This is a genomic window from Streptomyces sp. NPDC043896, assembly GCF_056435605.1.
On sequence record NZ_JBWKEE010000015.1, the window covers coordinates 138,164 to 150,430 of the forward strand.

General features: G+C 76.3%; 3 protein-coding genes. 1 reads left to right on the forward strand and 2 read right to left on the reverse strand.

All coding sequences use genetic code 11. From position 1 onward, the window contains the following. Nucleotides 1–102 precede the first annotated feature (102 nt). Nucleotides 103–1,155: a YncE family protein gene (locus AC069X_RS22725; protein ID WP_478730757.1), complete on the forward strand. Its 1,053-nt coding sequence runs from the start codon at nt 103–105 to the stop codon at nt 1,153–1,155. A gap of 94 nt (nt 1,156–1,249) precedes the next feature. Here the strand turns inward: AC069X_RS22725 and AC069X_RS22730 are convergent, their stop codons facing one another. Continuing rightward, nucleotides 1,250–2,017 (reverse strand): thioesterase II family protein, encoded by a 768-nt coding sequence (locus AC069X_RS22730; protein ID WP_478730759.1) that lies wholly within the window; start codon nt 2,015–2,017, stop codon nt 1,250–1,252. 33 nt (nt 2,018–2,050) lie between these two features. After that, nucleotides 2,051–12,250 carry a type I polyketide synthase gene (locus tag AC069X_RS22735; RefSeq protein ID WP_478730761.1) on the reverse strand — a complete coding sequence of 3,400 codons (10,200 nt, stop codon included), beginning with the start codon at nt 12,248–12,250 and terminating at the stop codon, nt 2,051–2,053. Between the last annotated feature and the right edge of the window lie 17 nt (nt 12,251–12,267).

Here is a 12,267-nt window from a genome sequence, read left to right on the forward strand (position 1 = left end):
GATGCCCATCTTTGCATGGCTGTCGCGCCGGCCGGCAGCGGAGAGTGGAGACGTCCGCGAACACGCGTGACGTTCCCCTTCCTCCCCCTTCAAGGAGCCGCTGTGCCGCAGTCCCCCCGTTCCGGCCGGGAAGGCGATGTCCTGGCCGTCGTCAGTCAGAGCGGACCGGCGGTCTCGTTCTTCGACGCCGCCCGCGACCGGTACCTCGGATCGGTGGAAGTTCCCGCCGAGCCGCACGAGTTGTGCTTCGACGCGGCACGGAGGCTGCTGTGGTGCACCCTCACGTACCGCTCGGGCTACTACCACGCGAACGGCGGCCGCCGTACCGAGCTGGCCGTCATCGACCCCGATGCCCGCCGTGTCGTCGAGATCGTCGACCTCGCCCCCGAACACGGGCCGCACGGGCTGGCGCTCGACGCTGCGCGCGGGCGGCTCTACGTCAGCGTGGAAGGCGCGGCGGACCGGCCCGGCGGTGTCGTGGTGGTGGACACGCGGACGCGCCGGCCGCTGGGCAGGATCGACACGGACGCGCCCGGCCCGCACTGGTTCGCGATCGACCCGGCGGGGCGGACGGGCTTCGCCACCAACAAGGAAGCGCCGTTCGTGTCCGTCGTGGACCTCGAACGGGGCGTCCTCACCGCGAAGGTGGAGGTCCCGGGCAGCGAGGGGCTCGCCGTCTCCGCGGACGGCGCGCACGCCTTCGTCGCCGCGCCGTACGGTGACTTCTCCGGCGGCGCCGGGGAGCGGCCCGCCACCGGCGTCCGGGTCGTCGACCCGAGGACGGCGACCGTCGTCGGCATCCTGCCCACGGAGGACGTCGTGCTGCCGGTGCACCTGACGTCGACGGGCAGGCTGCTCGTGGGCGAGCTGCGCATGACGGCGGAAGCGGGGGCCCGGCTCGGACGTCACGCACCGGGCCGCCTCACCGTGTTCGACGCCGGCACCCGTGAGGAACTGGGCGGGGTCGAGGTCGGGCTGTTCCCGCTGACGATCGCCTCTTCCCCCGACGGCCGGCTCGGCTACGTGTCCTGCGTCATCTCCTCGACCGTCGACGTCGTGGACCTGGACACGCTGGAGCGGCTGGCCCGGCTGGACGTCGCCAGGCTGGGCGAAGCCGGGGCGCACGGCCTGGCGTACGTCCCGCGCCCCGCGTGACCGGGGGCCGCGCAGGAGGTCCGCCGGCCGGTCCGCCGCCGCCCGCCCGTCCGTGAGGGGAACGGGTGTCGGCAGACCGGAACATGACGTGTCGTCAGCGTTCCAGCGCGGTACGGAGCCGGTCGGCCATGGCCTCGATGACCTCGGCGTGGTCCCGGAGCAGGTAGAAGTGGCCCGGGGAGAACACCCGCAGCTCGAAGGGGCCTTCGGTGTGCTCGGCCCAGGCGGCGGCCTCGTCCACGGTCACCTTCGGGTCCTCGGTGCCGACCATGGCGAGCAGGGGGCAGCGCAGCCTCTCCCCCGGCTCGGGGGCGTAGGTCTCGGCGGCCCGGTAGTCGGCGCGGATGGCCGGGAGGACCATCCGCAGCACCTCCTCGTCGCCGAGCAGTTGGGTGTCGGTGCCGCTGAGGGCCTTCACCTCCTCGATCAGGCCGTCGTCGTCGCGCAGGTGGACGGTCTCGTGGCGGTGGGCGGAGGGGGCGCGGCGGCCGGAGGCGAACAGGGCCGCCGCCACGATGCCCTTCTCCCGTTCGAAGCGGCGGGCCACCTCGAAGGCGACGGAGGCGCCCATGCTGTGCCCGAAGAAGGCCAGCGGGCGGTCCGCCCAGGGCAGCAGGGCGGTGAACACCTGGTCGGCGAGTTCGGGGATGCTGTCGACGAGGGGTTCGGCGCGCCGGTCCTGCCGGCCGGGGTACTGGACGCACAGGACGTCGGCGAAGTCCGGCATGGCGCGGGCCACGGGCAGGTAGAAGCCGGCGGAGCCGCCCGCGTGCGGCAGGCAGACCAGCCGGACGGCGCTGTCCGGCCTCGGCTGGAAGCGGCGTATCCACAGGCTGCTGTCGGTGGTGGTCGGGGTGTTCACGGATCTCGTCCTTTCGGGGGTTCGTGGATCGGGTCAGGGGAGCTTGAGGATCCACTCGTCGACGGCGGTCGCCGTGGACTCGGCGTGGCGTTCCATCAGCGTGTAGTGGTTGCCGGGCACTTCGGTGACGGTCTGGGCGTGTTCGGGGGCCGGCGGGCGGTCGTCGGTGGGGCCGTCGGACGGGTCCGCGTCGTGGGTCGTCCGGCCGGCGGCCATCCGGTCGGCGGCGCGGACGACGAGGGTGGGGGCTTCGGCCTCGGGGGCGTTCCAGTCCTGGAAGAGGGCGAGGTAGCCGCCCATGGCGGTGAGCTGGGTGCCGGGTGCGGAGATGAACTCGAAGCGGTCGGACTGTTCCCGGACCACCGCGGCCTGGAACCGGTCGCCCATGCCCTGGTGCCGGGTGAAGCTGTCGAGCATCACGATGCCCTCGACGGGCCGGCCCATCCGCTCCAGCCGGCAGGCGACGGCGTGGGCGACCCAGCCGCCGGAGGAGTAGCCGACGAGGACCACGGGCTCTTCTCCGGCGCAGGCGGTGACGGCCCTGACGTGGACCTCGACGAGGGCCTCGACGTCCCGGGGCAGGGACTCGCCCGGGGCGAAGCCCGGCTCGGGGAGCCCCCAGATGCTGCGACGGCCGCCGAACGCCGCCGCGAAGCGGGCGTACTGGTGGATTCCGGAGGGTGCCATGTAGGGGCCGAAGCAGACCAGGTGGGGGCCTTCGTCGCCGTGGGCGAGGCGGACCGGGACGGGCTGGTGGGCGTCCGCGTCGGCGGCGTCGAAGGCGGGGCGCAGCCGGGCGGCGGCGGTGACCATCTCGATGCCCTCGGTGAGGCGGCCCAGTTCGGCCGCCCGCCGGTAGAGGCCGACGAGCAGGTCCTCCCCGGCGGCCTGTCCGGCGCTGCCCGCCCCGGCCCGCGTGGCGGGGCCGCCGCCGGGGCGCTGGTCGAGCAGGTCGAGGAGGCGGGCGGTCAGGGCGGTGGGGGTGGTGTGGTCGAAGACGAGGGTGGCGGGCAGTTTCATGCCGGTGGCCCGGCCGAGCCGCTTGGCGAGCCGGACGGCGGTGAGCGAGTCGAAGCCGAGTTCCAGGAAGACCTGCCGCTCCCCCACCGCGTCGGCGGACGGGTGGCCGAGGACGGCGGCGGCCTCGGAGCGTACGAACTCCAGGGCGGCCGGGGCGCGGTCGGCCCCGGAGAGTCCGGCGAGGCGGCGGAGCAGCGGCGGTTCGCCGTCGGCCGGGGTGTCCGCGCCGCTCTCCTCGGCGGCGGCCGGGCGGCGCACCTCGGGCAGGTCGGCGATCAGGGGGCTGGGCCGGGCGGCGGTGAAGCCGGGGACGAAGCGGGTCCAGTCCACGTCGGCGACGACCTCGGTGGTGTCGCCCCGTTCGACGGCGCGGCGCAGGGCCAGCACCCCGAGGCCGGGGTCCATGGGGTCGAGCCCGCGCAGCCGCAGCCGTTCCTCGGCCGCCCGGTCGACCATGCCCCCGCCGCCCCAGGCGCCCCAGGCGACGGAGGTGGCGGTCAGGCCGCGGGCCCGGCGGTCCTCGGCGAGGGCGTCCACGAAGGCGTTGGCCGCCGCGTAGCCGGACTGGGCGCCGCTGCCCCAGGCGGCGGCTCCGGAGGAGAACAGCACGAAGGCGTCGAGTTCCCGGTCGGCGAGGAGTTCGTCGAGGTGGGCGGCGCCGGCCGCCTTGGCCCCCATGAGGGCGTCGAACGCGGCGACGGTGGTGTCGGCGATCATGGCGGGCGTACCGGTGCCGGCGGCGTGCACCACGGCGCTGAGCGGGGGCAGGGCGTCGAGGGAGTCCAGGAGGCGGGCCACGTCCTCGCGGTCGGCCAGGTCGCAGGCGGCCAGGGTCACGCCGGCGCCCAGGGCCTCCAGTTCGGCGGCCAGTTCCGCGGCGCCCTCGGCGTCGGGGCCCCGGCTGCCGGCCAGCACCAGGTGGGTGGCGCCGGCACCGGCGAGCCAGCGGGCGACGTGGCCGCCGATGTGGCCGGTGCCGCCGGTGACCAGGACGGTGCCGCGCGGCTGCCACCCGGGGGCGGATGGTGCTCCGCCGCGGGTGGCGCGGAGCATCCGGCGGGCGAGGAGGCCGTCGGGCCGCAGGGCGAGCTGGTCCTCGCCGGAGGCGGCGGTGAGGACGGCGGCCAGCCTGCGGCCGGTGCGGCCGTCGGTGGCCCGTACCCCGTGGGGCAGGTCGATGTGGCCGCCCCACCGGCCGGGGTGCTCCAGGGCGGCGACCCGGCCCAGGGCGGCCACCGGTGCCTGGCGGACGGCTCGGACGGGGTCGGCGGGGCCGGTGGAGACCGCGCCCCGGGTCAGGCACCAGAGGGGGGCGTCGAGGCCCGCGTCGCCGAGTGCCTGGACGAGGAGGAGGGTGGTGGCCAGGCCGAGCGGGACGGCGGGGTGGTCCGGGTGGGGGCGGTCGTCGAGGGCCAGCAGGGACAGGACGCCGGTGGCGTCGTGTCCGGCCGTGCGCAGTGCGTCGGCGAGGCCGTCGCGGCCGGCGTCGCCCGCCACGTCCAGGCGTACGATCCTGGCGCCGTGGGCGGCGAGGGAGTCCAGGGCCAGGTCGACGGCGGGGTCTTCGGGCAGGCCGCGGGGGACGAGGGTGAGCCAGACGCCGGCGGGGGTGGCGGGCGGTGCCGGGTCGGCCACGGGCTTCCAGGTGATGCGGTAGCGCCAGGCTTCGGTGGCGGCCTCGTCGTGGCGGTCCTGGTGCCATGCGTTCAGGGCCGGGAGCGCGGTGCGCAGGGTGGCGTCCTCGTCGATGTCCAGTTGCCGGGCGAGGGTGGTGAGGTCCTGCCGGGCCACGGCTTCCCAGAATCCGGCGTCGGCGGCGGGTCCGGCCGCGGGGGCCGGGCCGTCGGCGGTGGTGGCGGGTGCGTCGAGCCAGTACCGCTGCCGCTGGAAGGGGTAGGTGGGGAGGGCGGGGGCCGGGCCGGGGCGCCCGGTGTCCTCGCCGAGGACGGCGTCCCAGTCGACGGGGACGCCGTGCGCGTGGGCCTCGCCGAGGGAGGTCAGGAAGCGGCGGGCTCCGCCTTCGGCGCGGGAGAGGGTGGTGAGGACGGCGGCGGGGGTGTCCGCCGGGGTGTCGTCGATGGTGTCCTGGAGCCCGTAGACCAGTACGGGGTGCGGGCTGATCTCGATGAACACCCGGTGTCCGTCGGCGAGGAGGCGCCGGGCGGCCTGGTCGAAGCGGACGGTCCGGCGCAGGTTGCCGTACCAGTAGGCGGAGTCGGGCGCGGTGTCGAGGGGTTCGCCGGTGACCGTCGAGTAGAACGGGATCCGGGGCGCCGTGGGTGCCAGTCCGGCGAGTTCCGCGGCGAGTTCCTCGCGCAGGGACTCGACCTGGGCACTGTGCGAGGCGAGGTCGACCCGGACCCGCTTGGCGCGTACGCCGTCGGCGGCGCAGTCGGCGAGGAGTCCGGCCAGTGCCTCGCGGTCGCCGGCGACGACGACGGAGCCCGGGCCGTTGACGGCGGCGACGGCGAGGCGGCCGTGCCAGGGGGCGATGCGTTCGGCGGCCTCGCTCTCGGGGAGGGGGAGGGAGACCATGCCGCCCTGTCCGGACAGGCGCAGCAGGAGGGCGCTGCGGCGGGCGACGAGGCGGGCGCCGTCGTCCAGGGTGAGGGCTCCGGCGATGACGGCGGCGGCGATCTCGCCCTGGGAGTGGCCGACGACGGCGGCGGGGCGGACCCCGCAGGAGCGCCACAGTTCGGCGAGGGAGACCATCACGGCCCACAGGACGGGCTGGACGACGTCGGGGGTCTCCAGGGGCGGGGCGCCGGCCGCCCCGCGCAGGACGGCTTCGAGGTCCCAGTCGACGTGGGGGGCCAGGGCCCGGGCGCAGGCGGTGATCCGGTCGCGGAAGACGTCGGAGGCGTCGAGGAGTCCGACGGCCATGCCGGCCCACTGGGAGCCCTGGCCGGGGAAGACGAACACGGGCTGGGCGGGGGCGGCGGCGGTGCCGCGGACGGCGCTGGTGTGGGAGGCGCCGGAGGCGAGCGCGTCGAGGGCGGCGATCAGCTCGTCGCGGTCCTCGCCGACGACCACCGCGCGTTCGGCGAAGGGGGTGCGGGTGGTGGCGAGTGCGTGTCCGGTCTCGCGCGGTCCGGCGGCGGGGTCCTCGCGCAGGAGGGCGGCGACGCGGGCGGCCTGTTCCTCCAGGGCGGGGACGGTGCGGGCCGCGAGCGGCAGCGCGGTGGCGGCCGAGCTCAGCGGGCGGGGCCGCGGGGTGCCGGCCGGGGTACCGGCCGGGGCGGTGTCCGCCGTGGGGGCGGGCTCGGGGTGGGGGGCCTCCTCGATGATGACGTGGGCGTTGGTGCCGCTCATGCCGAAGGAGGACACTCCGGCGCGGCGGGGCCGGCCGTCGGTCTGCGGCTCCCAGGTGACCGGTGCGGTGAGCAGCCGGACGGCGCCCGCGCTCCAGTCGACGTGCGGGGTGGGCTCGTCGGCGTGCAGGGTCCTGGGGAGCAGGCCGTGCCGCAGCGCCTGGACCATCTTGATGACGCCGCCCGCTCCGGCCGCCGCCTGGGTGTGGCCGATGTTCGACTTCAGGGACCCCAGCCACAGGGGCCGGGCGGCCTCGCGGTCCTGGCCGTAGGTGGCCAGCAGGGCGGAGGCTTCGATGGGGTCGCCGAGGCGGGTTCCGGTGCCGTGTCCCTCGACGGCGTCGACGTCGGCGGCGGAGAGGCCGGCGGTGGCGAGGGCCTGGCGGATGACGAGCTGCTGGGCCCGGCCGCTGGGTGCGGTGAGGCCGTTGGAGGCGCCGTCCTGGTTGACGGCCGAGCCGCGGACGACGGCGAGGACGGGATGGCCGTTGCGGCGGGCGTCGGAGAGCCGCTCCACCAGCAGCATGCCGACGCCCTCGCCCCAGCCGGTGCCGTCGGCATCGGCCGAGTAGGCCTTGCAGCGGCCGTCGGCGGCCAGGGCCCGCTGGCGGCTGAACTCGACGAAGGCGCCCGAGCTGGACATCACGGTGACGCCGCCCGCCAGGGCCAGTTCGCATTCGCCCTGGCGCAGGGCCTGGACGGCCATGTGCAGGGCGACGAGGGAGGAGGAACAGGCCGTGTCCACGGTCACGGCCGGTCCTTCGAGCCCGAGGGTGTAGGCGATGCGCCCGGAGGCGACGCTCGCGGCGTTGCCGGTGCCGAGGTAGCCCTCGACGCCTTCGGGGACGGCGATGCCGCGCCGGAGGTAGTCCTGGTAGCCGGAGCCGATGAACACGCCGGTGCGGCTGCCGCGTACGGTCGCCGGGTCGAGGCCGGCCCGCTCGAAGGCCTCCCAGGAGGTTTCCAGGAGCAGTCGCTGCTGGGGGTCCATGGCGGTGGCCTCGCGCGGTGAGATGCCGAAGAACGCGGCGTCGAAGTCGGCCAGGTCGTAGAGGAAGCCGCCGGCCCGGGCGTAGGTGGTGCCGGGGTGGTCGGGGTCGGGGTGGTAGAGCGCGTCGAGGTCCCAGCCGCGGTCGCCGGGGAAGACCGACATGGCGTCGGTGCCCTGGGCCACGAGCTGCCACAGCTCTTCGGGCGAGCGGACGCCGCCGGGGTAGCGGCAGCTCATGGCGACGATCGCGATCGGTTCCCCGTCGGCAGGGGCGCGGGTGGCGGTGGGCGCTGACGGCTCCTGGGTGCCGAGGAGTTCGACGAGGAGCCGGCCGGCGAGGTCGAGGGCGCAGGGGTGGTCGAAGACGAGGGTGGTGGGCAGGGCCAGTCCGGTGGCGCGGACCAGCCTGCCCCGCAGTTCGACGGCGGTGAGGGAGTCGAAGCCCAGGTCGCGGAAGGCCCGTCCCGGTTCGACGGCTTCGGGGCCGGGGTGTCCCAGGACGGCGGCGGCCTCGGTCCGGACGAGTTCCACGAGGGTGCGGTCCCGGTCGGCGGGGTCGGCCTGGGCGAGGGTGCGGCGCAGGGCCCGGGCGGTGTCCTCGGCCCCGTCGGAGTCGGCGGAGCGGGCGCTTCCGGTGTCGCGGAGCTCGGGCAGCCGGTCGAGGAGGGGGCTGGACCGGCCCACGGTGAAGGCCGGGGCGAAGCGGGCCCAGTCGACGTCGGCGACGGTCACGGCGGTGGCCCCCCGGCCGACCGCCCGGCCGAGGACGGTGAGCGCCCGGTCGGCGGCCAGGGGCTCCAGGCCGCGCTTGCGGAGGCTGTCGGCTATGCCGGGGTCGGCGGCCATGCCGGAGCCGGCCCAGGGGCCCCAGGCCACGGCGGTGGCGGGCAGGCCGTCGGCGCGGCGGGCGGCGGCGAGCGCGTCGAGGTGAGCGTTGGCGGCGCTGTAGGCGGCCTGTCCGCCGGCGCCCCACACCCCGGCGATGGAGGAGAACAGCACGAACGCGTCCAGGGGGTGCCCGTCGGGCAGTTCCCGCAGCAGTGCGTCGAGGTGGACCGCTCCGGCGGCCTTCGCGGCCAGGACGGCGTCGAAGGCGGCCGGGCCGGTGTCGTCGAGCAGTCCGGGGGTGTCGGTTCCGGCGGCGTGCACGACGGCGGTGAGGGGCGGTGCGGCGGCCGGGCCGGTCAGGTCGCCGAGGAGCCGGGCGACGGCGTCCCGGTCGGCCAGGTCGCAGGCGGCGACGGTCACCCGGGCTCCCAGCGCCTCCAGTTCGGCGGTGAGTTCCGCGGCGCCCTCGGCGGCGGGGCCGCGGCGGCCGGCCAGGACGAGGTGCTCGGCGCCGCGTCCGGCGAGGAGCCGGGCGACCTGCCCGCCGAGGGCGCCGGTCCCGCCGGTGATCAGGACCGTGCCGCGGGGCCGCCATTCCCGGTCGCGCCGCGCCTCTTCGTCGGGGACGCGGGTGAGGCGGCGGGCGAACACGCCGTCGGGGCGTACGGCGAGCTGGTCTTCGGGGCCGCCGGCGGTGAGGACGCCGAGCAGCCGGTCCAGGGCGCTGGTGTCGCAGTCCGCCGGGAGGTCGACGAGACCGCCCCAGCGGCCCGCGTGTTCCAGGGCGGCGACCCGGCCGAGGCCCCAGGTCCGGGCCTGGGCCGGGGACGTCGGCGGGTCCTGCGGAGAGGTGGTGACGGCGCCTCGGGTGGCGCACCACAGCGGGGCTTCGATCCCGGCGTCGCCGAGGGCCTGGACCAGGGTGAGGGTGGCGGCGTCGCCGCCGGCGAGGGCGGCCCGTCCGGCGGCGGGGCGCTCGTCCAGGGCCAGCAGGGAGACGACGGTGCGGGGGGCCGCGCCGGCCACGGCCTCCCGCAGCCGGCCGGCGAGGGCCTCGCGGTCCTCGGCGGCGTCCACGGTGAGGGTGGTCGTGCGGGCGCCCCGGGCCGTCAGCGCGGCCGCGAGGCCGGTGGCGGCGGGTTCCGCGCCGGCCGTCGGCACCGCCAGGAGCCAGTGTCCGTCGACGGGGCCGGTGGCGGGGGTGCCCAGCCGCTTCCAGGTGATCTCGTACTGCCAGTCCTCGGCCGCGGAGCGGCGGCCGGCGGGTGCGGCGGGTTCGAGCCAGTAGTTCCGGCGCTGGAAGGCGTACGTGGGCAGGTCGACGCGGCGCGCGCCGCGGCCGGCGTGCACGGCGGCCCAGTCCACGGGGGTGCCGTGGACGTGGAGCCGGGCGAGGGCGGTGGTGACGGCCAGGTCCTCGGGGCGGTCGTCGCGCAGGACGGGGACGAGGAGGTGGGTGTCGTCGAGCACGTGCCGGGCCAGGGCGGTCAGGACACCGCCGGGGCCCACTTCCAGGAAGGTGCCGGCGCCTTCGCCGGCGAGGGCGCCGACGGCGTCGGCGAAGCGGACCGTTTCGCGGACGTGGCGGACCCAGTGGTCCGGCGAGCAGAACTCCTCGGCGGTGACGGTGCCTCCGGTGAGGGTGGAGACGACCGGCAGCCTGGGCGGTGCGAAGGCGACGGATTCGACGGCGGCCCGGAACCGGGCCAGCATCGGGTCCATCAGGGGTGAGTGGAAGGCGTGCGAGACGGCGAGGGCCCTGGTCTTGCGGCCGTCGGCGGAGAGCCGGTCCACGACGGCGGCGACGGCGTCGGCGGCACCCGAGACCACCACGGAGGCCGGGCCGTTGACGGCGGCGACACCGGCCCGGTCCTCCAGGCCGGCCAGCAGCTCCCGGACCTCCGCCTCGGAGGCCTGGGCGGCGACCATCACCCCGCCGGCCGGGAGCTCCTGCATCAGCCGGCCCCGCAGGGCCACGAGCTTCGCCGCGTCCGGGAGCGACAGGACGCCCGCCGCTTGGGCGACGGCGTACTCGCCGACGGAGTGCCCGGCCAGGAAGTCGGGGCGCACCCCCCAGGACTCCAGCAGCCGGTACAGGGCCACCTCGACGGCGAACAGGGCGGGCTGCGTGTACTCGGTGCGCTCCAGCGTCTGCGGGTCCTGCCCGAACACCACCTCCGGCAGGGGGCGTTCGAGGTGCGGGGCGAGGGCGTCGCAGACGGCGTCGAAGGCCTCGGCGAACACCGGCTGGGAGGCGTACAGTTCCCGCCCCATGCCCAGGCGCTGGCTGCCCTGGCCGGAGAACAGGAACGCGGTCGCGGTCTCGCGCCGGCTCACGCCCTCGACGAGGTGCGCGGCGGGTTCGGCCGCGGCGAGGGCTTCCACCCCGGCGACGAGTTCGGGCAGTCCGGTGCCGACGACGGCGGCGCGGTGTTCCAGGGCGGCCCGGGTGGTGGCCAGGGAGTGGGCCACGTCCACCGGGCTGACCTCGCCGAGTCCGAGGACGTGCCGCAGGAGGCGTTCGGCCTGTTCGCGCAGGGCCGTGGTGTCGCGGCCGGAGAGGGTCCAGGCGACCGGCAGCGGGCCTGCGGCCCCGGCGGGGCCGGGGGCGGTGTGGGTGTCCGGGCCGGGGGTCTCCGCCGGGCCGGGGAGCTCCGGGGCCTGCTCGATGATGGTGTGGGCGTTGGTGCCGCTCACCCCGAACGAGGAGACGGCCGCCCGGCGCAGCCGTCCGTCCGCCGTCCAGGTCACGGGTTCGGTGAGGAGGCGTACGGAGCCGGAGGTCCAGTCGACGTGCGGGGAGGGTTCCTCGGCGTGCAGGGTCCTGGGCAGGACGGCATGGCGCATGGCCTCGACCATCTTGATGATCCCGCCGACTCCGGCGGCGGCCTGGGTGTGGCCGATGTTCGACTTGAGGGAGCCCAGCCACAACGGCCGGTCCTCCGGCCGGTCCCGGCCGTACGTCGCCAGCAGCGCCTGCGCCTCGATGGGGTCGCCGAGGGTGGTGCCGGTGCCGTGCGCCTCGACCACGTCCACGTCGGCCGCGGACAGCCCGGCACTGGCCAGGGCCTGCTCGATCACCCGCCGCTGGGCGGGGCCGTTGGGAGCGGTGAGCCCGTTGGAGGCGCCGTCCTGGTTGACGGCCGAGCCCCGGACCACCGCGAGCACCGGGTGGCCGTTGCGGAGGGCGTCCGAGAGCTTCTCGACGAGGAGCACGCCGACTCCCTCGCCCCAGCCGGTGCCGTCGGCGCCGGCCCCGAAGGACTTGCAGCGGCCGTCGACGGCCAGCCCCTGCTGGCGGCTGAACTCGGTGAACATGCCGGTGGCGGCCATGACGGCGGCGCCGCCGGCCAGGGCCATGGAGCATTCGCCGCGGCGCAGGGACTGGACGGCCAGGTGCAGGGCGACGAGGGAGGAGGAGCAGGCCGTGTCGACGGTCAGCGAGGGGCCCTCCAGCCCGAAGGTGTAGGAGATCCGGCCGGACGCGACGCTGGGGGCGGTACCGGTGAGCAGGAAGCCCTCCAGTTCCTCGCGGGTGTCGCCGCTGCCCGCGTACCCCTGGTAGGCGAGGCCGACGAACACTCCGGTGCGGGAGCCCTTGACGGCGGTGGGGGCGAGCCCGGCCCGCTCGAAGGCCTCCCAGGCGACTTCGAGGAGCAGCCGCTGCTGCGGGTCGGTGGCCAGGGCCTCGCGGGGGGACATCCCGAAGAGGCCCGGGTCGAAGCGGCCGGCGTCGTGGAGGAAGCCGCCCTCGCGGGTGTAGCACTTGCCGGGGACGCCCGGGTCGGGGTCGTAGAGCCCCTCCAGGTCCCAGCCGCGGTCGCCGGGGAAGCCGGTGACCGCGTCGGAGCCGCTCTCGACCAGCCGCCACAGGGCTTCGGGGCTGTCGACGCCGCCGGGGTAGCGGCAGCTCATGGCGACGATGGCGATGGGCTCCTGGTCCTTGGTCTCCACCTCGTGCAGGCGGCGGCGGGTCTGCTTGAGGTCCGCCGTCACGCGCTTGAGGTAGTCCAGCAGCTTCTGCTCGTTGCCGTTCTGCCGGTTCTCGGTCTGCTCGTGCTGCTCGTTCTGTTCGTTCTGCATGTTTCGTCACCCGTCGA